Genomic DNA, 20,496 nt, shown 5'->3' with positions numbered 1-20,496 from the left:
GTAATGCGGTACTCGCCGCCGACGTGGTGCGTTCCGACCGTCAGTAACGTTCCATCACCGGATCCGCCCCGTCGAGAAGTCGTCTCCGAGTTCCCCGCCGAAATTGAAGACCGTGTTCTGCCACCGGAAGGAATACGCAGTCAATGAACGTACTCTGTAACGAGACTGCGGGTTGCCTGCCGGCCGTGGCGACGACCCGATCGGCCCTAATCGTGCCGTCGAACGTTACGACCGCCGTTATTTCGTCATGGTCGGCCGCGATGCCTCCTCTCGTGACGCCGGTCTCGGCCGTGAGTCGGCCGCCGCCATCAGCACAGAAGTCCCGCAGGTCGTCCACGTGATCGGCTGGGTGGGTCCGTTCTAGTTGGTCGCGAGTCGCTGGTTTGACGTCGGCCCAGTCGACGTACTCCGCGAGTTGCCCCTGAATGATCGATAGACGTTCTTCATCCGCTCGGGTCAATCGGAAGGCAGTTCGCGGTACGCGATCCGACCCAACCACTCGTCTTCGAACTCGCCAGCAGGTTGTTCGTGGGCGATGAAACTGTTTCGATACTCTGAGGATTCGTGGCGTTCCGTCAAACCCCCTCGAGAACAGCTACTGCGATCGTTCGGGTCGATAGCATCTCCGTCAGATCGCGCATCGCGATCCGAACGCGAGCGTCCGCCGGTTACGATGTGGAGAGCAAATCGAACTCCGTACCGCTCCCGCTCTGCCGTGCGTTTTGGTAGGTGACGTGTGCCGCTGCCACGTCCTGAATCGCCAACCCGGTGCTATCGAAGACAGAAATACCGTCGTCCGCTCGTCGCCCCTCTTTTTCACCGACGATGATCTCTCCGAGATCGCCGTAAATCTCGTCGTCGGTTAGTTCGCCCGACGAGTACGGCACGTTGATTTCCCCCGAATGCGTGGTCTGGGCGTGATCGTCGATGACCAACTTGGCCTCGAGACCAATTTCGGTAGCGAGTTCCTGCTTTCCTTCGGCATCTGCCCCCATCGCATTGATGTGTGTGTGGTCACCAACGTCGTCGAGGGAGACGATAGGGTCTCTGACCGGCGTTACCGTAGAGAGGACGTCGGACGACGCAGCGTCTTGGATCATCCCTTCCTGGACGTCGTACCGATCACTGAAGTGGTCGATAAAGTCGGCTATGCGTTCGTTATCGGGATCGCTGACAACGATTTCTTGAATCGGCCGGATCTTCGTGATCGCGTCGACCTGCGCGTATGACTGGATTCCTGCACCGACGATTCCAAGCGTGGTCGCGTCCTCGACCGCGAGGTAGTCGGTCGCGACCGCGGCAGCGGCACCGGTCCGCTTCATAGTCAGCGCTGTCCCGTCCATGATCGCGAGCGGAAGTGCCGTTTCTGGATCAGAATAAATCATCGTCCCCATCACCGTCGGGAGATCGTGTTGGTCCGGATTGTCCGGGTGGACGTTAACCCACTTGATACCGGCAGCATCCCACTCTCCAGCATCCATGTACGCCGGCATCGAGCGGAAGTCTCCGTTGTACCGATCGAGATCGATGTATGACTTTGCAGGCATTTGTGCAGTTCCGCGCTCGTAGGCTGCGAACGCGTCTTCGACTGCCGGTATAACACGTTCCATCGTTGCGTTTTCGTCGACCTCCTCGCTGGAAAGCAAGAGTACGGACATACATGAAGAATCGAACGCAGAGTAATAATATTATTTCAACCGGCAATATTTCACTATACTATGTTCGAACTCTGGTAGTGGAACTGACTCACGTTTAAGAAGACATCTTTCACGAAAAACTTTATACTACTGCTATCCCATTATCTTCGTATGTCGCTCAATTCGGAGTCTGAATCGACCGATTCATCGTTTCATTCAATTCCGCACTGGTACGGTCCTGACGGCGATCCGCTTGAGATCACCGACGCATCTGGTGCGTGCGTATACGACGAGGGGGGGACGGAGTACCTCGATTTCATCGCCCAGCTGTACTGCGTCAACGCCGGGCACGACGAGCCTAGGATCATCGAGCGAATCAACGACCAACTCGAACGGGTTCCGTACGTCTCATCGGCGAAACGGAACGACACACGCGACGAACTCGCGAAACGCCTCGTAGACGTTGCGCCCGACTCGTTCTCCGACGTCTTTTTCTCCATCTCCGGGAGCGAAGCGAACGAATCGGCTATTCAGATCGCCCGCGAGTATACGGGCGCGCAGAAGGTGCTCACTCGATGGCGATCCTACCACGGGTCGACGTACGGCGCTGCCAGCCTGACGGGTGATCCCCAGACGCGCTCGGTCGTTGAACGACACGCCGCGGTGACCGGAGCCGCGAAATTCCTCCCCCCGATGATCCACCGATCCCCGTTTGACGGGGACACGCCGGAGGAGATCGGTCGGCAAGCTGCGGAACACCTCGAGTTCGTGATTCGAAACGAAGGACCGGATTCGATCGCTGCAATCCTCACCGAACCGATCGCCGGTACAAGCGGTGCGTATCCAGCACCGCCGGGCTACTTCGAACGCGTTCGCGAACTGTGTGACGAGTACGACATCCTGCTGATTTCTGACGAGGTCATCTCGGGCTTCGGTCGGTGCGGAGATTGGTTCGGCATCCAGACCGAAGACGTCGAGCCGGACATAATTACGTTCGCCAAAGGCGTTACGAGTGCGTACGTTCCGCTCGCCGGAGTCCTCATGAACGACGAGATCGGAACGTGGTTCAACGAAACCGGAACCGACCTCGGTCAGACGTTCGCCGGCCATCCGGTGGGGTGTGCTGCCGGACTCGGCGCACTCGAGGCCTACGACGATGGCTTGCTCGATAACGTCCGCGAACTTGAAGACGACTTCCGCGAGGGACTCGAGGCGATCAAAAACCGACACGACGCCGTCGGGTCGGTCCACGGACGGGGGTTCCTCTGGAGCGTCGAGTTCACTGATCCCGAGACGGGCGAGCCGTTCTTCGATCCGCGCGTCGACGACGGTGAAAATCCGGCCGAACACGTCAGACAAATTGCGAAGGAGAACGGCGTACTCTTCGGGAGCGGTCGACCCGATCTACAGGTTCTCTTGAGTCCGCCGCTCTGTATTGATGGCGACCAGCTGGAGGAAGCGATCTCGGTGCTGGACCTGGCGATCGGCGAAATATTCGGTTGAAACGTCTGAAAACTGAGGAGCAACTATGTTCGAGATAGAAAAATTACGACGCGGAACTGACCTGGTAAAACGCGGGTTCGCCCGAATGCAGAAAGGTGGCGTCATCATGGACGTCGTCAACCCCGAGCAGGCGCGCATCGCCGAAGACGCTGGTGCGGTCGCGGTGATGGCACTCGAGGCCGTCCCGGCCGACATCCGGAAACGAGGCGGCGTCGCCAGGATGGCCGATCCTGCGGACGTCGAGGAGATCATCGAGGAGGTCTCGATCCCCGTGATGGGCAAAGCGCGGATCGGGCACACCAAAGAGGCCCAGATTCTCGAGGCCGTCGGCGTCGACATGGTCGACGAGTCGGAGGTGCTGACCCCCGCCGACGACGCCTACCACATCGACAAGCGCGACTTTACCTCCCCGTTCGTCTGTGGCGCACGGAACCTCGGCGAGGCGCTGCGCCGGATCGGCGAGGGCGCAGCGATGATCCGCACCAAGGGCGAAGCGGGCACTGGTGACGTCAACCAGGCCGTCCACCACCAGCGCACGATCAAAGGCGAGATCCGCAAACTCGAGGGGATGAGCCACGAGGAACGCGAGGCCTACGCCCGCGAGATCGAAGCGCCTGCCGAACTCGTCCACGAGACCGCCGAGATGGGTCGGCTGCCCGTCGTGAACTTCGCGGCCGGCGGCATCGCGACGCCCGCCGACGCCGCGCTCATGATGCACCACGAGTGCGACGGCATCTTCGTCGGCAGCGGCATCTTCGGCGCGGAGGACCCCGTAGCCATGGGCGAGGCGATCGTGAACGCGACGAACAACTGGGACGATCCCGAAGTGCTGGCCAAAATCTCGAAAAACCTCGGCAAAGGCATGAAAGGCGACGCCAACGTCGACCTTCCCGAAGAAGAACAGTTGCAGGGACGGGGCGTCTAGTGAGGCTGGCGAGATCCGTTTTCTCTCGCGCGGCGCGAGCGGGTCGTCAAGTCGGAAGCCAAAGATGACGACCGATCGATCCTAGAATAGAGTTCGGGTATATCAAGTCACCTGGGATGCTATTTTGTTTTACACGAACAGGTCGTACATTGTAATCATCGCCGAGGAATTCACTTCAATTGTTCTAATACATCTCCCGTGGTCGAATTGGATTCGTTAGGCCAAGACAACACGGTTCGCAACTACGTCGCCGACGACTGGGTAAAGCCCGGCAGCGACGAAGACGTACCGACGATCAATCCCACAACTGGCGCGGAATTGGCGACGGTCCCGCTTAGCTCCCAGGCGGACGTCGACGAGGCCGGCGAGGCAGCGAACGATGCGTTTGCGGAACGGTCGAGCCCCGCCGCAGAGGAGCGAATCCTGCCGCTGTTCGAACTAAAAATCGCTCCTTGAGGGCTACAAGGACGAATTGGCGGAATACTCGTTTGGGATCACGGGAGGACTATCGGCGAAGCGCAGGGCGAACTGCGGCGAGGCATAGAGACTGTCGAGATAGTGTGTGGAATTCCGTCAATGTGCAGGCTGGCACGCTGTTGTGCACGCACAGGGCGGGGATATGATCCAGTTCTATACCGACAAGACGATCTTCATCGAACGGTGGCCCAACGCCTAGGGGTAGATCTTGAGGAGGGGCCTTTTCCGAACTGTTTCGATAGCACTGCTGTTCTCACAACAGTGGCCGAAGACGATATGAACTGGACTCCGATGGCAGATCGTGTTTCGATGGAAGCCAGGTCATAGTGTGATTTATCTACCGACGCCCGGTCACCGTTTCGTCGCGACCGGAAGTCTGGTTACTGTTCCTCCGCGAACTTTCGTTCGAGGAGCGTCACGAGGAGGTACGCTGCCAGCGTCTGCGTCGATCGCGTTGGGTCGTAGTTCGGCGCGACCTCCATCAGATCGACGGCTCCGACCTCGTCGTACGTACCAGCGATTTCCATAATCGTGAGTGCCTGGTGACTGCTGAGACCGGCGGGTTCGGGGGTTCCCGTCCCGGGTGCAACGCTCGGATCGAGTGCATCGATGTCGAACGTCACGTAGACGGCGTCGGTGTTTTCAGCGGCGCGTTCGATCGCTTCGGTGACGACGTTCCGGATCCCCGACTCCTGAACGTCTCGCATCGTGTATAGGTTCAGGCCCGACTCCGCGACGAATTCGAAGAAGTCCGGGGACTCGTAGCCGCGAATCCCGATCTGGCTTATGTTGTCGTACGCACCGTATTCGGACTCCGCGATCAGTCGAGTCGACGAGCCGTGAAACCGCTCACCGAAGATCGGGCTCTCCTCGGCAGTATCTGTGTGGGCATCGATCTGCACGAGACCAACGGAATCGGCATCTATCGCCTCGGCGAACCCGAGATACGACGGATAGGTACAGTAGTGATCCCCACCGAGAACGACCGGAAACGCCCGGTCAGCCACGGTTGCAACATGAGCAGTAATGCTCTCGGTGGACATCGCTATATCCTGGGGAAACACCGGGACATCCCCACAATCCGCTACGGTCACGGAGCTGAAGTCGACCGCCTCACGAGTATTTATGTTCGTCAATCCGCCCTTGTATCCGGACAGGTACGCCCACCACGAACTCGCCCGCCGAATAGCATCTGGTCCGTACCGGGCTCCGGGTCTGTTGCTCGCAGCCCCGTCGAAGGGAATTCCGAGAACGCCGATATCAGCGGTTTCGAGGTCCTCTACGTCCCGCGGTTCTCCCTTGAGAAACGTATTGTGGCCCGCATAGGCGAGTTCCACAGTCGAACCCTCGTGAGCTTCGCGAAATATACGTACACGTGATTGATCACTTGCCATTGTTTGCTCTCGTACAGAATACGAGCTCGACTTCTATGAAAGTTCGTCTGGATAGCCAGGGCGCGGTTCAGATTAGAGTTTGAAGGACTGATAATGATGTCTGTGACTGGTTGCCGACGCAACCGCGAACCGTCTTGCGGTTGCGGCGGTAACGACTCACAGCTATCGTTATGAGGCGGTGGAGTTCGTGGTGCCTATGCCAGAATCCACCGTCCTCAACGGCTCTAGCACAGAGATTCAGTTAGGTTTTGTGGAGCGAGAAGCGACACCGCGTGATCTGATGCGATTGAGTATCCAGCTCTATTTGTCCAAATCATCACTTTCAGACACTGTTTCTATACTGGAGAGATTCGGTGTCGGACGTGCAAGATCGACGATTCATAATTGGGCACAAAAGCCGATCTACAGCCGACAGATTGGAAAGAGCCGAATCACGTTGCGCTCGACGAAACCGTGATCCAACTCGACGATCAGCGCTACTGGCTGTACGCTGCGGTCGATCCAGAGACGAACGCAATACGTCTCAAGGCCTCACTCGACAGATCTCGGGTCGAGTCCGTCGTATAAACAGGAAGAAATTGGCGTATTTCACCATTAGTTCTAGAGTGGAAAATTAGGTCACCCGTAGAACTGAGACCAGTAAGTACAGAGCTTGTGAAGACTTCTGCACCACCGCCTGTTCTAGAATTGGTAAATAGTTGGCACAGATATCTATCTTCAGGCGGAAGTAGAGGCACCGGCGTCCGCTGACTAACGTCGTTCTGCCGCCTGTCGCCGACGTGTTTTTTGAGACCCGCCAAGGGGCGGCGGTCTTCTCGAGCTCGACTCGAGAAGCACTGATCGAACACGACTACGAGCAGCACCCAGGAATCGTTCGACAATTCGGACACCCGGCACGACGAGATGCATCGTCCGATCGGAGCGTGGGTTGAAGACCGTCTCGAGGAGGTCGATGACGCCGTCTCGAGCGGCCAGTTCAGAGAGTGGTTGGACGGCCAGAGTCGCTTCCACGACTACTTGCACCAAAGCACGCTACTGATACAACGTCACTGCCGGCACGCAACGAGCGGTCGTGTTTGTTGATGGTTTACGTGACTGAAACAGTTTGAGAACGAAGACGTCCGTCTTTCCATCTCTCTGAAGACACGTTCGACAGCGTTCTGATTTTCCTGCTTCTCGTCTCGAAATCGAAGTCCACGTTGGGGGTGTCGTCTGGAGCTGACGTGCTTCATCGACGAGAAACACGATGTTGTCGACGTCGTTTTTCTCGGCCAGTTCTCGCAGAAAGAGTTCAATCAGTACAGCCGTAGTCGTCGAAAACAGCCGTGTGTGGAGAATCCTGTTCGTTTCGGGATCGACTGCGGCGTACAGTCAGTACTGCTGATCGTCGATGCGAGTCACGGTTTCGTCGAGTGCGATGTGATTCGGATTTGCATCAGTTGCAGACTGTAGATCGGCTTTCTGCACCCAATCATGAACGACCTTGCACGACCGCTTGACACCGAACTTCTCGAGTTTCAGAACAGTATTCGAAAGCGACAATCCAGCAAGATGAAGGCGAATGTCGAGCGCCAGCAACTGTCGCGGTGTCTGTTCTCGCTCCACAAAACTCCAATTGATTCAGTCGCGACAGCCGCTGTGACGGTTGATTTTTGCCATAAACCAGCACAAAACCGTACCGTCTCACTGTTCACGCTTAATTTAACACCGCCCCCATCAGAACGCTTCACGTTCTGAGGACGGCACAGCCGTCGCGGCTTGGAATTGATAACACAGTTGTTAAGATCAATAGGAATTGGTCTTGTGTATACTCTGCAATAGATATTGAGTCGAAACTGATTCTCGACGTCGCAGTTTTTGCGCAACGAGGTGCCGATCCAGCCGTTGCATTCCTGCATCGCTTAACCGAGAAACACGATTTCTCTGAGGTTGTGCTTCTTGTCGATGACTACCACTATCAGACTACCTTCTCTCGGTTAGGGTTGAGCGGCCAACTCAACTGTGTCGACTGAAACCGTATCGAAAAGTGGTTTCATACATTCAAGATGCGCGTTAACCGCGTCCACAACTCGTGGGTGGGCAGTCGGGCCAATATCAGAAGGTGACTTGAACAATTAGTACACTACTATAACACACAACGTACACACTAATCACATAACGGACAGACGTCACCGGAGGCGTTAAACGAAACAGTGGCAGAGTATAGTATAGAAATCCGTGAAATAAACCATATTGGGATGGACTACTATCATATAATATTCGTTTCTTTTATACCTATAGAACATGGCCGATTCGGTCGGAACGACCGCTGTAGCTTGGATATTTCGACAGTGGTTCAAACCGACTCTCCGTTTGGATGGCTGAATCGACTCGGGAATCAGGAAAGGAGAACGAATTCGGTATTGAGTCTAGCCTTCGTGCCGATCCAAATCCGTATCTGTTATATATATTTATCTGTTTCAATGAGTCTTCCACCGAGATGTCGTGTGAAGATGCAATCTGCCCAAGACTATTTACGGCCGAAAAGAGAGAGTCACTGGCAATCACACCCGCCCTGTTCGATCAGTTCGTCGACCCCGTAATCAGTCCCGCACTTGTCACAGACGACGCGAACGTTAACGAATACATCGTAGTCACTGTCAGTCAATAGGTCAGCGCGGACCAGTTCATCGAGCGTCGAGTCCGTGACGACTCGCGTCTTGTTCGCTAACCGCTGGATGGTCTCTTTTTTGCGTTCGGCGCGATCTTCGTCGTCCCGCGTGAGCTCGGCTTCCCGAACGTTCGTGAGGTACGTGTGGACCGCTTGATGCGTGACGAAGTCCGAAAGAACCTCGTCGACGTCGACCCCGTTGCGCTCGAGTTCGCGTCGTTTTCGGATCTTGTCAGATTGAGAGACGTCGTCGTCCGTAAGCGTGTGGTACGTGCTCTCGACGTCGGCCGTGATCGTCGACATTCCCGCATCGCGCAGCGCCGCTCGTAACACGGCGAGATTGAATTTGGTCGCGAGATCGCGCAGACTCGTCCGTTCGGTACCGTCGCCGATCCACTCTGCTTCGAGACGCGCACCCCACCCCTCGAGGTCGTAGTCGTCTATTACCCGCTCGACCTTGGTTCGTCTTCGATTATCCGTTTTATCAGTCATAGTTTACAATTGGACGTGGCCATTACAAGTGTTCCGCTCTGTCGTTTCACCATCTGAGATAACGTTCTAGTGGCTCCGATGCGGTCCTGAGAACGAGTATCTTTACACACGTACTCGTGTCATACTCGGGTCGGAGGAGACGGCGATCAACGTCACTACAGCGGTTCGACGAGTGGCACACCGAGGGAAAGTCGGGCAGTTCCACCCCGATAGACTCGAGCGTACTCCCTGGGGCAAACTCACGCAATATCTCAGAGTGTTCCAACTACGGCGAGAGTTATATCGAAAACCGGGACGAGATGCACTCAAACACGCTGTCCGAGCAACGTTCTGAAATCAACAATGTGCTACGCAAGAGCGACTACTGTAGTGTTGCTTCTCGCTCCACAAAACCTACCCCAATCTAGTCGAGACATCGATTGAGACTAGCGTTTTCGACCATAGACACGCAGAACACGTTATGCCTCACCTTTCAATCCGCATCTGAACACCGTTCTTCAGGGCAGGAAGAGCATAAAGTACCCACGCCCCCAACTGAACGTATGGACGAGAATTCAAACCCGCGCACGTGCCACCGCCGCGATTGCGACGAGCCGGCGGCGTTCGTCGTCCTCGAGCGCTACCAGGAAGAGACCGGACACGGCGCCGTCGAGGCGGAGGCTGTTTTGTGCCGAACGCACACCGCCGAAGAACACCCCACGAACCTCGATGGCGTCTACGCCGACTACGTCTTCCGCGTCGAGCCCCTCCCGGAAGCGACTGCCACCGATCGAGCCGAGTAGAACTCCCTCTCACCGCTATCGGGATAGTGGATGTCTGCTCCATCGGTGCGCAGCGGTGCAGTCACTTCACTCGCCGGCGGCTTCCGCAACCGCGTCGCGAACCTCCATGACGAACGCGTCGAAGTCCGGATTGTCGCCGTCGCGAACCCACTTGTAGACGACGGTGCCCTCGTCGTCGAGGACGAAGACGCTCCGCTGGGCTGCCTCGACCAGTCCGTACATGTCCTCGAGAACGACGTCGTACTGGTGGATGACGTCGTGGTTCCAGTCGGAGAGCATCGAAAAGTTGAGATCGTGCTCCTGGATCCAGATGTTCTGGGCAAACGGTAGATCGACGCTGATCCCGTAGACCTGCGCGTCGAGGTCTTCGAACGCGTCCATCGAATCGCGGAACGAGCACATCTCCTCGGTGCACCCGCTCGTGAACGCCGCCGGGTAGAACGCAAGGACGATCGGTCCGTCGCCGAGCGCCTCCGACAGGGTGAACTCCGCGACGTCGTTGTATGCGTCCCCGTCTGCCCGTGGAACCACGAAATCCGGTGCCTTCTCACCAACGTGTACCATACCTCATCTCCCCGCTACTAGTATAAGTGACCTCCTCTTCGCCGTACACGGCGAGGTTCCCCACGGTACCGTACCGCTAGGTGAGGATACCGGTGATTTATAAGACTACTGGTAAGATCTACGGCGAGTGGTCTTGGATATACACTACAATAAATATCGAGTCACAGCTGATTTTCGATGTCGAAGTTTTTGCACGACGAGGCGCCGGTCCAGCCGCTGTGTCCCTGCATCGATCGACCGAGATACACGATCTCACCGACACTGTGCTTCTCGTCGATAGTTACCGATATATGACTGTCATATCTCGGTTAGAATCGAGTTGTGATGTTGATTTCGACTAACTAATATAATCAAAAATCAGCCTTACACCTTCAGAACACGCGTTGACCGAGTTAATAACTCGTGAGTGGACCGTTAGGCGAAAGTCAGAGAATGACTTGAATAGTTTTCACACGACTATAAAATTCCATATAGGATAGGTAAATTGATATATGGGAACTAGCGAAGGCGCTAAACTAGACCGTCCTTCCGGCCTTCGTGATGGGACGCGGACCGAGCTATCGTGAAAACGGTTGCGACGCACCGATCACCTTAAATCCGAGTCGGCTCTCGGCGTCTTTGACCGCAAAACGACCCTCCGAGAAGTCCGAAAATCCAAGGTGAGGCGTTCATAACAGGTACTAACAGATGGCATTCGAGAAACGCAGAGAAGTAGACGCCGATGGAGCGCTCGCCGTCGACGACCGAGCCGACTACGACTACGTCGGTGACGACGTCGAACGACCGGAGCTGGTCGACGACCTCCGTCTCCGGATCGATGGAGAGGTTCGATTCGACGTCTATACCCGGCAACTGTACGCAACTGACGCATCCGCCTACGAAGTGACGCCGATCGGTGTCGTCTTTCCGAGGACCACCGAGGATGTCGCCTCGGTCATGACCTACTGCGCCGACCGGGAGATTCCGGTCCTTCCCCGCGGCGGCGGGACGAGTCTCGCGGGGCAGACCGTCAACGAGGCCATCGTCCTCGACTTCACGCGACACATGGACTCCATCCTCGAGGTCGACGCCGATTCTCGACTGGCGCGTGTCCAGGCGGGAACGGTACTCGAGGACCTCAACCAGCGACTCGCTCCCGAAAACCTCAAATTCGCGCCCGATCCGGCCTCCGGGAACCGGAGCGCGATCGGCGGTGCCATCGGAAACAATTCGACCGGTTCTCACTCCCTGAAGTATGGCAAGACTGACGCGTACGTCGAATCTTGCGAGGTCGTGCTGGCCGACGGTACCGTCGCGACGCTCGGCGAGATGGACGTTTCGGAACTACGAGAACGGGCCGACAGCGATGCCGACGACCTCCTCCCCCGGATCTACGCGTACGTGCTCACGATTATCGACGAGCACGCCGAGGAGATCGAATCGCGCTATCCTTCACTCAAGCGCAACGTGTCGGGGTACAATCTCGATCGGCTGCTCGAGGAGGCCAAGACGGGAACGGTAAACCTCGCGCGGTTGCTCGCGGGCAGCGAGGGAACGCTGGCGATCGTCACGGAGGCCACGGTCTCGCTCGAGCCGGTCCCCGAGACGAAAGCGATCGCGCTGTTGGCCTACGAGCGCCTGTACGACGCCGTCTCCGACGTCGAGAACGTGCTCGAGCACGATCCTGCGGCGGTCGAACTCGTCGACGATATGCTCCTCGAGCTGGCGGGCGAAACCCCGGAGTTCGAGGAGACGGTGTCGCTTCTCCCCTCGGGAACCAACGCGGCGTTGCTCGTCGAGTTCTACGCGAGCGACGATCGGGACGGCCGCGAGCAAACTGCGGCCCTCGTCGAGGATCGCGTCCGCGGCGAGGTTGAGCACACCCAGACCAATGGGGGAGCAGAGAGGCAGACGGCGCGCGCGGAACGGTACGCCTTCGAGGCACTGGAGGCCCACGAGGCCGACGACCGGGCGATGTTCTGGAAGATGCGCAAGGCCGCGAATCCGATCTTGCTCTCGCGCACCTCGGACGCCAAACACATTAGCTTCATCGAGGACTGTGCCGTTCCCGCCGAACACTTGCCGGAATTCGTCGACCGGTTTCAGGCAATCCTCGAGGAGTGGGACACGTTCGCCTCCTTTTACGGCCACGCCGGACCAGGCGTCTTGCACATTCGGCCGCTCATCGACACGAAGTCGGCGAGAGACCGCGAGGCGATGGTCGCCATTTCGGATGCTGTGACGGACCTCGTCGTCGAGTTTGGCGGGGCGGTCTCCGGCGAACACGGCGACGGTCGGGCCCGGACGCAGTGGAACCGGAAGCTCTACGGCGAATCACTCTGGCAGGTGTTCCGCGAGTTGAAGACGGCGTGCGATCCAGACTGGCTGCTCAATCCGGGACAGGTCTGTGGGGACGTCGATATGACCGAAAACCTTCGGTTCGACGGCGAGTCCGGCGTCGACCTCGAGTTCGAGCCAACCCTCAACTGGGACAACGAGAACGGCATGCAGGGGATGGTCGAACTCTGTCACGGCTGTGGGGGCTGTCGCGGAACGCAAGAGACGACTGGGGGCGTGATGTGTCCGACCTATCGAGCCGCAGACGAAGAGATCACGAGCACGCGCGGTCGAGCGAACATGCTCCGACAGGCCATAAGTGGCGACCTTCCCGACGATCCGACCGACGAGCCGTTCGCCACCGAGGTCCTCGACCTCTGTGTCGGGTGCAAGGGCTGTGCGAGAGACTGTCCGAGCGGTGTCGACATGGCGAAGCTCAAAGTCGAGGTCAACCACGCCCGCCATCAGCGAGACGGTGCAGCGATCCGGGACAGGCTATTTGCGAACGTCGACACCCTCGCTCGCCTCGGAAGCCTGACTGCACCGTTTTCGAACGCGCTCCCGAAACTTCCCGGTGCTCGACGCCTCGCCGAACGGACTCTCGGGATCGCCCGAGAGCGCACGCTGCCGACGTTCGAGCGGGAATCGCTCCAGCGGTGGTTTCGCGAGCGCGGCGGTTCGAAGGTTAGCCGATCTGACGCTGAACGCCGAGTGATTCTTTTTCCGGATACGTACACGAACTACAGTCATCCGGAAGTCGGCAAGGCAGCGGTTCGGGTCCTCGAGGCCGCAGGCGTCTACGTCGACCTCGCGGAGCGAACCGACAGTGGTCGCCCCGCCCACTCGAAGGGTTTCCTCGAGAAATCCCGCCAGACTGCAGCCGAAAACGTGGCAGCGCTCGCCCCACGCGTCGAGAATGGGTGGGACGTCGTCCTCGTCGAGCCCTCGGACGCGGTGATGTTCCAGTCGGACTACCGCGACTTGCTCTCGGGGAAGCGAGTCGAGACTCTCGCCGAAAACACCTACGGCGTCTGTGAGTACCTCGACGTGTTCGAACTGGGCGACTCGGTCGACTTCGAAGCGGCGTCGGTCTCGCTCGCCTACCACGGCCACTGCCACCAGAAGGCGACGAAGAAAGACCACCACGCGGTCGGCGTCCTTCGACGTGTAGGATACGCGGTCGATCCGATCGACTCGACGTGCTGTGGCATGGCCGGAACGTTCGGGTACGAGGCCGAACACTACGCGATGAGCACGGCGATCGGTGAGATTCTCGAGACCCAACTCTCCGACAGTTCCGGGGAGGTCGTCGTGGCACCGGGGGCCTCCTGTCGGACGCAACTCGAGGATCTGAACCTGGACACGCGAGCAGTCGATCTCACGCCGGACACCCAGGGACCACTGACGCCGATCCAGGCGCTTGCGGCCGCCCTCGAGAACTGAGACCGCTCTCGATCCTGCCCGTCCTCTCGTCCTGCACTCGCTCGATCGGATCAGCCGTGTTTCCGGGATCAGATGCCAGTGTCGGTGGGAAACCGCTCTCAGGCGTTCACTCGATCGCGTAACTGAGCGCGTTGGTCGCCTTGTTTCCGGCCCCGGTGTTGATGATGAGGACCTCGTCGTCTTCGTCCAGTTTCCCTTCTTCGGCCATCTGCATGGCCGCAGCCAGGGCGGCACCGGGTTCGACACACATCTCGACGCCGGCGTGTCGTGCGCTCGCCAGGGCACCCTCGAGTGCCTCGTCGTCGGAGACGGCGACCCCGGTGCCGCCGGTCTCGTAGACGGCCTCGAGCATCCAGGGTGAGGCGCCCGGATCGGGGACTTCGATCCCGCGGCCGATGGACTCGGGACACTCCCAGGCGTCGTGTTCCTCGCGGTGGTCTTCGATCGCCTCGACGACCGGAGCACAGCCACTCGACTGGGCAACGTGCAGGCTAGGTGGTGTCTCGTCCTCGAGCCAGCCCAGGCGTGATAGCTCCTGATAGGCTTTCCAGATGCCGATCAGGCCGACGCCGCCGCCGGTGGGGTAGAAAATCTCGTCGGGACTGTCCCAGTCGAACTGCTCGAAAATCTCGAGTCCCATCGTCTTCTTTCCCTCGTGTCTGAACGGTGTTTGAAACGTCGCGACGGTGTACCAGCCGTGTTCGTCTCGCAACTCGCCGAACGTTCCGCCGGCTTTGTCGAGTTTGCCGTCGACGAGGTGAAGGTCCGCGCCGTGAGCTTCGACCATCGTCTTCTGGATGTCGTTCGACTGGTAGTTGAGAACGACGTGACAGTCGATCCCGGCTCGAGCGGTGTACGCCGCCGCCGCCTGACCGGCGTTTCCGGCCGAGGGGATCGCGACCTCCGCGATGTTCTGCTGGGACGCTCCGGAGATGGACGCGGAAGCGCCGCGATCCTTGAACGTGTTCGTCGGGTTCTGTCCCTCGTCTTTGATCGCGACGCGGGCGACGCCCATCTCCTCGGCGAGTTCGGGACAGTCGACGATCGGCGTGTCCCCTTCGCCCATCGAGACGACATCGTCAGTGTCGCGGATGGGAAGGAGTTCGCGATACTTCCACATCGACCCGTTTCGCGACTCGACTTCCTCGCGGGAGACGTCGATCTCGTCGTAGTCGTACTTGGGATCGAGAATACCCCCACACTCGGGACAGGGGAACTCGGTGTGCTCTAAGTCGTAGGTCGCGCCGCAGTCGTAACACTCGAAGTGGCTAACGAGGCTCTCTGTTTGAGTCACGGTAACGAGGGTTGATCGGTCGCATCTAATAAAAAATATACGTTTTGTGGTGAATTCTGCCGCCAAGGATTTAATAGACGTCGTTTGGAGGGAGTATGCATGGATCTCGAGGCAGTGATCGGTAACGGTTGTGACCGCGACTGGGAGAGGGTCGACCCGAGCGACGTCGAGCCGGTTCGATTTGCCGTGATCGGACTCGGCTGGTTTACCAAAGGGAGAGCCCTCCCCGCACTGGAAGCGAGCGAGCGATGCGTTCCGACTGTACTCGTCAGTGGGTCGGCCGAGAAGGCCGAGCGAATTGCCGAAAACACGGACGGTGCGACCCACGGGATTTCCTACGATGAGTTTCACGATGGCGTCGCGACCGACGCCTACGATGCCATCTACGTCGTCACTCCCAACGCCCTTCACATGGAGTACGTCGAGACGGCTGCCGACCACGGCAAACACGTCCTCTGTGAGAAGCCGATGGAACGCTCGAGCGAGCGCGCACGTGAACTCGAGGCAATCTGTGCGAGTGCGGGCGTCGAGTTGATGATCGCCTATCGGATGCACACCGAACCCGCGGTGCGGCGGGCCCGCGAACTCATCGATGCGGGTTACGTGGGCACGCCGATGGCTGTCGACGGAGACATGTCCCAGCGACTGCTCGACCGCATCAATCCCGACCCCGATCAGTGGCGCCTCGACGAGTGGCTCGCCGGCGGCGGTGCACTCTTCGATATCGGGATATACCCGCTCAACACCGCCCGATTCCTTCTCGATACGGATCCGGTCGCCGTCACCGGGACCACCTCGAGCACGCACGACGCCTTCGACGACGTCGACGAAACGGTCTCGTTTGCGCTTCGGTTTCCCGACGGCGTGACTGGTCGCTGTTACGCCAGTCACAACGCCCGTCAGTCCAGTTCGATCACCGTTACGGGCACGGAAGGACAGGTTCGCGTCGAACCCGCCTTCTTCCAGGACCAATCTCGGGCCCTCCACGTCTCGCGCGGCGACGGCCGCGCCCGCATCGAACTCGAGCCAGTCGACCAGATGCTCGAGGAGTTCGACTACTTCGCTGACCGTATCCGCGGCGACGCGCCCATCTATCCGGACGGCGACCACGGTCGCATCGACGTGGAGATCATGGAAGCGATCTACGAAGGGGCCGCGGACGATCGGTGGGTCTCTCTGGAGTGAGCGAGGGCGAACAACGGGTGAAGATAACTGAACAGCCTACACGTCCGTGAATCCCTGGTGAAACCCGACGAGTTTCTCCCGCGAGAAGTGCTCGACTGCGTATTTGATTCCCTCTTTTCCGACGCCGGAGTCCTTGAACCCGCCGTACGGCATGTGATCCGCCCGGAAGCCGCTGACCGTGTTGATGTTGACGCCGCCGGCGTCGATTTCGTCTGCCGCCCGTTTTGCTCGATCGATATCCTGGGTGAACAGTCCTGCTTCGAGGCCGTAGTTCGTGTTGTTGGCCTCTTCGACCGCCTCGTCGAACGAAGCGACGCTGATGACTGGGACGAGCGGACCGAACGTCTCCTCTCTGGCTGCTGGCATCGCCGGGGTCACGCCCGAGAGGACGGTGGGTTCGAAAACTCGCTCGCCGAGCTCACCGCCGTAGTTGCCGCCGCATTCGACGGTCGCCCCCTGTGCGACGGTCTCCTCGTATATCTCGACGACGTCGTCGAACTGGTCGTCGTCGACCATCGCCGCAATCTCGGTCGTTTCGTCGAACGAATCGCCGATCGTCAGGTTTTGACAGGCATCGACCATCGCGTCGACGAGTTCGTCCGCTACCGACTCGTGGACGATGACTCGTTCGACGCTGTTACAGACCTGCCCCGCGTTCGCACATGCCCCGCCGACGACCTGCTTGGCTGCCGCTTCGACGTCTGTATCGTGCCAGACGATCGTCGGATCGTTCCCGCCGAGCTCGAGAGTCAGCTCTTTCATGCTGCTGTTTTCGGCGAGGTACTTCCCGACGTCGGTGCTGCCGGTAAAGGAGATCGCCTCGACGGCGTCGTGGGCCAGGATCTCGTCGCCCACCGTACTGCCGCTGCCGGTGACGACGTTGACGAGACCGTCCGGAGCGGGCGAGTCCTCGAGCGCTTCCTGGAGGCACTCGAACAGCAGAAGGGCGCTGAGCGGCGTGTTCGTCGCCGGTTTGCCGACGACGGTGTTTCCCGCCGCGAGCGCGGGACCGACCTTGTGAACCATCAGGTTGAGCGGAAAGTTGAACGGCGTAATGGCGGCGACGACACCGAGGGGTTCACGCTGGGTGAAACAGTGGTCCCTGGCGAACCCCTTCTGGGCGTCCATGGGAACGTACTCGCCGAACAGTCGCTTTGCCTGCTCACCGGAGAGGCGCAGGGTCTGAACTGCCCGGTCGACCTCGGTTCGAGCCTCGGTGATCGGTTTCCCCTGCTCGCCCGTGATAACTTGCGCGACCTCCTCTGTGCGTTCCTCGAGTCGATCGGCGGTGTCGATCAGCAGTTCGTATCGCTGGTAGGCCGAGAGCGTCGTCGATTCGAAGGCAGACTGAGCAGCGTCGATGGCCGTCCGTACCTGCTCGGCATCGGCCATCGGAATCGAGCCGATCCGTTCACCGTCGTACGGGTTGATGACGGCTGCTCGTTCCTCGCCGTCGACCCACTCTCCAGCGACGAGCATCTGCATGTCGAGACTGCCGGCTACGTCAAGACTCATGACCGAACAGTCGGGAAACGAAGAAATAAATCTTGTGTCGAGCTACCATCCATCCCAAAATATAACTTGTCGGTAGACAACTACGGCGTATGGAACTGTCGGGAACAGTCGTTCCCATGGCCACGCCTATCGACGCCGATGGCCAGGGAGTCGACGAAGAGACACTCGAGGAATTCACACGTACGTTGATCGACGGGGGCGTTCACGGCCTCTTTCCAGGAAGCTCGATCGGTGAATTCTCGAGTTTGAGCACTAGAGAACACGACACGATCGTTCGAACGGTCTCCTCGGTCGCCGACGGGGATACCACGGTACTCGCAGGGTGCTGTGGAACGAGTATCCAGGAGGTACGAGCGAAGATGGAGACGGCAGCCGATGCCGGGGCAGACGCAGCCGTCGTCGTCGCCCCGTACTATCTGAATACGACCCAGCGCGGTCTCTCGCGTTTTTTCACCTCGCTTGCCGAGGAGAGTCCGCTTCCGGTGGTACTCTACAACATTCCGGCGCTGACCGGCAACGAACTTGCCGTCGAAACTGTCGCCACACTTGCCGAGCACGACGCGATCGTCGGCCTGAAAGACACCTCGGGGGATCTCATCTACCAGCACAGAGTCGTCGAGGCAACGCCCGAGTCGTTCGCCGTCTTTAACGGGACGACTGCCACCGCCATCCCGTCACTCGACGTCGGTATCGATGGACTCATCGCGGGTCCGGCGAACGTGTTTCCGGCGGCTCTGACCGAACTGTACGAAGCCCACCGACGCGGAGACGACCGGACGGCCACGCGACTCGCTCGAGAACTCGTATTGCCACTCGTCAGTACCTATCAGAATATCCCAACGGCGGCGGCCATCAAACACCTGGTGAAACTCGATGGGCTCGATCTCGGTGAACCGCTCCCACCGCTTGCACCGCTCTCGAGGGACGAACGGAACCGACTCAGCGCGTGTCACAGGCAGGTTACGGAGCGGTTCGACGCAGATATCGTCGAGTAACGTCGACTCTTGGACCGACTGGCCACAGGCCTCGTTCTGAACGTAGGTACATTCACGGACACGATACGGTCTGGGACTATCGCATTCACGGACACGATACGGTCTGGGACTATCGCATTCACGGACACGATACGGTCTGGGACTATCGCATTCACGGACACGATACGGTCTGGGACTATCGCATTCACGGACACGATACGGTCTGGGACTATCGCATTCACGGACACGATACGGTCTGGGACTATCGCATTCACGGACACGATACGGTCTGGGACTATCGCATTCACGGACACGATACGGTCTGGGACTGTTGATTCCCAACGTGATCCCTCTCGCCAACGAACCGAGAAAACGAAAAAATCTGTGAAGACGGACCTGGTCAGGCCTTGCCGACTCCGGCAGTCATGCCCTCGACGATCTTCTTCTGGAAGACGAGCATGAACACCATAAGCGGGACGAGTGACATGAAGACCGCTGCCGTAATTATCCCCCAGGGGGAGTTGAACTGGCCGCCAAAGAGCGCGATACCCACCGTAATCGTTCGCTTTGAATCCTGCGTCATGAACGTCAGCGCGAACAGGAACTCGTTCCAGGCGTAGATGAAGACGATGATTGCCGTCGTCGCCATCGCTGGCATCGATACCGGGAGGATGATGCGAAACAGCACGCCGACTCGTGAGAGCCCGTCCATGAGCCCGGCTTCCTCGAGCGAATCGGGAAGCTCGTTGAAGTACGCCTGGAAGATCCAGACGGCAAACGGCATCTGGAACGCCGCGTAGGGAAGGATCAATCCCAGATACTGATTGAGTCCGAAAAACGGTCCGAATACCGTTCCCTGCAGGTCGATCGCCAGCTTGTACAGTGGAATGAGTCGGGAAATGAACGGGAGGAGTGCTGCAAACAGGATGAGCAGTAGCACGTGCAGTTTGTACGGGAACCGAAGTCTCGAGAGCGCGTATCCGGCCATCGAACCGAGGACGACGTCGATGATGGCCGTCCCCGAGGCGACGATTGCACTGTTGATCAGATATCGTCCCACGGGACGTTCCTGGAGGGCAGCCCGGTAGTTCTCGAGGGTGAGCGGGAACTGCTGGACGACGGTAAGCTGTCCGTCCTGAATCGTGATCACGTAGGGGAGAAATTCCTGGGGGAAGACGAAGAGTTCCGACGGCGGCTTCAGGGAACTGAGCAGGATCCAGAAGACGGGAAACATCGAGATCGTGACCATGGCCGCGATGGAGCCGTAGAACCCGAATCGTTTGCCGATGTCCCAGAGTGCGACGTCCTCGAGAGTCATCTCTCGGGCGGAGTCGACGAGGCTCAT

The 20,496-nt window shown here is 58.8% G+C and carries 14 protein-coding genes and 5 pseudogenes; 11 read left to right on the top strand and 8 right to left on the bottom strand.

Features of this window, described 5'->3' with window-relative positions; genetic code table 11:
- Positions 1–668 precede the first annotated feature (668 nt).
- Entirely contained in the window at positions 669–1,658 is a 990-nt protein-coding gene (locus MU558_RS19820) for an ornithine cyclodeaminase family protein (protein WP_246976230.1), read from the bottom strand.
- A gap of 150 nt (positions 1,659–1,808) precedes the next feature.
- On the opposite strand from MU558_RS19820, the gene MU558_RS19815 reads away from it, so the two are divergent.
- From MU558_RS19815 to MU558_RS19805, 3 genes are all read left to right on the top strand, one after another.
- Complete coding sequence (locus tag MU558_RS19815) at positions 1,809–3,140, top strand: aminotransferase family protein (RefSeq protein WP_246976228.1); 1,332 nt, start codon at positions 1,809–1,811, stop codon at positions 3,138–3,140.
- A gap of 25 nt (positions 3,141–3,165) precedes the next feature.
- Positions 3,166–4,065 (top strand): pyridoxal 5'-phosphate synthase lyase subunit PdxS, encoded by a 900-nt coding sequence (pdxS, locus tag MU558_RS19810; RefSeq protein ID WP_246976225.1) that lies wholly within the window; start codon positions 3,166–3,168, stop codon positions 4,063–4,065.
- Positions 4,066–4,272: 207 nt separating this feature from the next.
- Complete coding sequence (locus MU558_RS19805; protein ID WP_246976222.1) at positions 4,273–4,521, top strand: aldehyde dehydrogenase family protein; 249 nt, start codon at positions 4,273–4,275, stop codon at positions 4,519–4,521.
- 401 nt (positions 4,522–4,922) lie between these two features.
- Here MU558_RS19805 and speB read toward each other — a convergent pair whose 3' ends face one another.
- The gene (gene speB / locus MU558_RS19800; RefSeq protein ID WP_246976220.1) at positions 4,923–5,936 is read right to left on the bottom strand and encodes an agmatinase; all 1,014 of its coding nucleotides are present in this window, start codon (positions 5,934–5,936) and stop codon (positions 4,923–4,925) included.
- A 196-nt stretch (positions 5,937–6,132) separates the two neighbouring features.
- Between speB and MU558_RS19795 the strand changes: the two are divergent.
- Both MU558_RS19795 and MU558_RS19790 read left to right on the top strand, forming a co-directional pair.
- Positions 6,133–6,455: pseudogene (locus tag MU558_RS19795) on the top strand (transposase domain-containing protein); the annotation flags it as partial.
- Positions 6,456–6,839: 384 nt separating this feature from the next.
- Positions 6,840–7,001, top strand: a pseudogene (locus tag MU558_RS19790) (DUF955 domain-containing protein); the annotation flags it as partial.
- Here MU558_RS19790 and MU558_RS19785 read toward each other — a convergent pair.
- Positions 6,983–7,556 (bottom strand): annotated as a pseudogene (locus MU558_RS19785) (IS6 family transposase). The pseudogenes MU558_RS19790 and MU558_RS19785 sit on opposite strands and share 19 nt — an antisense overlap.
- A 119-nt stretch (positions 7,557–7,675) precedes the next feature.
- On the opposite strand from MU558_RS19785, the pseudogene MU558_RS19780 reads away from it, so the two are divergent.
- Positions 7,676–8,086: pseudogene (locus MU558_RS19780) on the top strand (DDE-type integrase/transposase/recombinase); the annotation flags it as partial.
- Between the two features lie 383 nt (positions 8,087–8,469).
- Here MU558_RS19780 and rdfA read toward each other — a convergent pair.
- Entirely contained in the window at positions 8,470–9,078 is a 609-nt protein-coding gene (gene rdfA / locus MU558_RS19775; protein ID WP_246976217.1) for a rod-determining factor RdfA, read from the bottom strand.
- 235 nt (positions 9,079–9,313) lie between these two features.
- Here rdfA and MU558_RS19770 point away from each other — a divergent pair.
- Both MU558_RS19770 and MU558_RS19765 read left to right on the top strand, forming a co-directional pair.
- Positions 9,314–9,412, top strand: a pseudogene (locus MU558_RS19770) (IS1595 family transposase); the annotation flags it as partial.
- A gap of 208 nt (positions 9,413–9,620) precedes the next feature.
- Positions 9,621–9,860: a hypothetical protein gene (locus MU558_RS19765; protein ID WP_246976214.1), complete on the top strand. Its 240-nt coding sequence runs from the start codon at positions 9,621–9,623 to the stop codon at positions 9,858–9,860.
- 66 nt (positions 9,861–9,926) lie between these two features.
- Here MU558_RS19765 and MU558_RS19760 read toward each other — a convergent pair whose 3' ends face one another.
- Positions 9,927–10,424 carry a redoxin domain-containing protein gene (locus tag MU558_RS19760; protein ID WP_246976212.1) on the bottom strand — a complete coding sequence of 166 codons (498 nt, stop codon included), beginning with the start codon at positions 10,422–10,424 and terminating at the stop codon, positions 9,927–9,929.
- 687 nt (positions 10,425–11,111) lie between these two features.
- Here MU558_RS19760 and MU558_RS19755 point away from each other — a divergent pair.
- On the top strand, positions 11,112–14,183 hold the full coding sequence (locus MU558_RS19755) for an FAD-binding and (Fe-S)-binding domain-containing protein (protein ID WP_246976209.1): 3,072 nt from the start codon (positions 11,112–11,114) through the stop codon (positions 14,181–14,183).
- 106 nt (positions 14,184–14,289) lie between these two features.
- On the opposite strand, the gene MU558_RS19750 is transcribed toward MU558_RS19755, so the two are convergent.
- Positions 14,290–15,477: a threonine synthase gene (locus MU558_RS19750; RefSeq protein ID WP_246976206.1), complete on the bottom strand. Its 1,188-nt coding sequence runs from the start codon at positions 15,475–15,477 to the stop codon at positions 14,290–14,292.
- A gap of 99 nt (positions 15,478–15,576) precedes the next feature.
- Between MU558_RS19750 and gfo6 the strand changes: the two genes are divergently transcribed.
- A complete protein-coding gene (gene gfo6 / locus MU558_RS19745) occupies positions 15,577–16,662 on the top strand; it encodes a D-xylose 1-dehydrogenase Gfo6 (RefSeq protein WP_246976203.1) in 1,086 nt (361 codons plus the stop codon).
- Between the two features lie 36 nt (positions 16,663–16,698).
- Here the strand turns inward: gfo6 and MU558_RS19740 are convergent, their stop codons facing one another.
- Entirely contained in the window at positions 16,699–18,177 is a 1,479-nt protein-coding gene (locus MU558_RS19740) for an aldehyde dehydrogenase family protein (RefSeq protein ID WP_246976200.1), read from the bottom strand.
- An 89-nt stretch (positions 18,178–18,266) separates the two neighbouring features.
- Between MU558_RS19740 and MU558_RS19735 the strand changes: the two genes are divergently transcribed.
- Positions 18,267–19,172: a dihydrodipicolinate synthase family protein gene (locus tag MU558_RS19735; RefSeq protein ID WP_265781607.1), complete on the top strand. Its 906-nt coding sequence runs from the start codon at positions 18,267–18,269 to the stop codon at positions 19,170–19,172.
- Between the two features lie 379 nt (positions 19,173–19,551).
- Here the strand turns inward: MU558_RS19735 and MU558_RS19730 are convergent, their stop codons facing one another.
- A complete protein-coding gene (locus MU558_RS19730) occupies positions 19,552–20,496 on the bottom strand; it encodes a carbohydrate ABC transporter permease (RefSeq protein WP_246976194.1) in 945 nt (314 codons plus the stop codon).

Origin of the sequence: Natribaculum luteum (genome assembly GCF_023008545.1) — an archaeon.
In the GTDB taxonomy this organism is placed as follows: Archaea; Halobacteriota; Halobacteria; order Halobacteriales; family Natrialbaceae; genus Natribaculum; species Natribaculum luteum.
Note: the sequence above shows the minus strand (reverse complement) of the source record. Positions and strands in the feature narration are given on the sequence as shown.

What these genes read in the sequence shown, in the direction of transcription:
- MU558_RS19760 (WP_246976212.1), bottom strand. Translation starts at nt 10,424, where the DNA reads ATGGTACACGTTGGTGAGAAGGCACCGGATTTCGTGGTTCCACGGGCA.
- MU558_RS19730 (WP_246976194.1), bottom strand. Translation starts at nt 20,496, where the DNA reads ATGAGCCTCGTCGACTCCGCCCGAGAGATGACTCTCGAGGACGTCGCA.
- gfo6 (WP_246976203.1), top strand. Translation starts at nt 15,577, where the DNA reads ATGGATCTCGAGGCAGTGATCGGTAACGGTTGTGACCGCGACTGGGAG.
- MU558_RS19755 (WP_246976209.1), top strand. Translation starts at nt 11,112, where the DNA reads ATGGCATTCGAGAAACGCAGAGAAGTAGACGCCGATGGAGCGCTCGCC.
- pdxS (WP_246976225.1), top strand. Translation starts at nt 3,166, where the DNA reads ATGTTCGAGATAGAAAAATTACGACGCGGAACTGACCTGGTAAAACGC.
- MU558_RS19815 (WP_246976228.1), top strand. Translation starts at nt 1,809, where the DNA reads ATGTCGCTCAATTCGGAGTCTGAATCGACCGATTCATCGTTTCATTCA.
- rdfA (WP_246976217.1), bottom strand. Translation starts at nt 9,078, where the DNA reads ATGACTGATAAAACGGATAATCGAAGACGAACCAAGGTCGAGCGGGTA.
- speB (WP_246976220.1), bottom strand. Translation starts at nt 5,936, where the DNA reads ATGGCAAGTGATCAATCACGTGTACGTATATTTCGCGAAGCTCACGAG.
- MU558_RS19765 (WP_246976214.1), top strand. Translation starts at nt 9,621, where the DNA reads ATGGACGAGAATTCAAACCCGCGCACGTGCCACCGCCGCGATTGCGAC.
- MU558_RS19740 (WP_246976200.1), bottom strand. Translation starts at nt 18,177, where the DNA reads ATGAGTCTTGACGTAGCCGGCAGTCTCGACATGCAGATGCTCGTCGCT.
- MU558_RS19735 (WP_265781607.1), top strand. Translation starts at nt 18,267, where the DNA reads ATGGAACTGTCGGGAACAGTCGTTCCCATGGCCACGCCTATCGACGCC.
- MU558_RS19820 (WP_246976230.1), bottom strand. Translation starts at nt 1,658, where the DNA reads ATGTCCGTACTCTTGCTTTCCAGCGAGGAGGTCGACGAAAACGCAACG.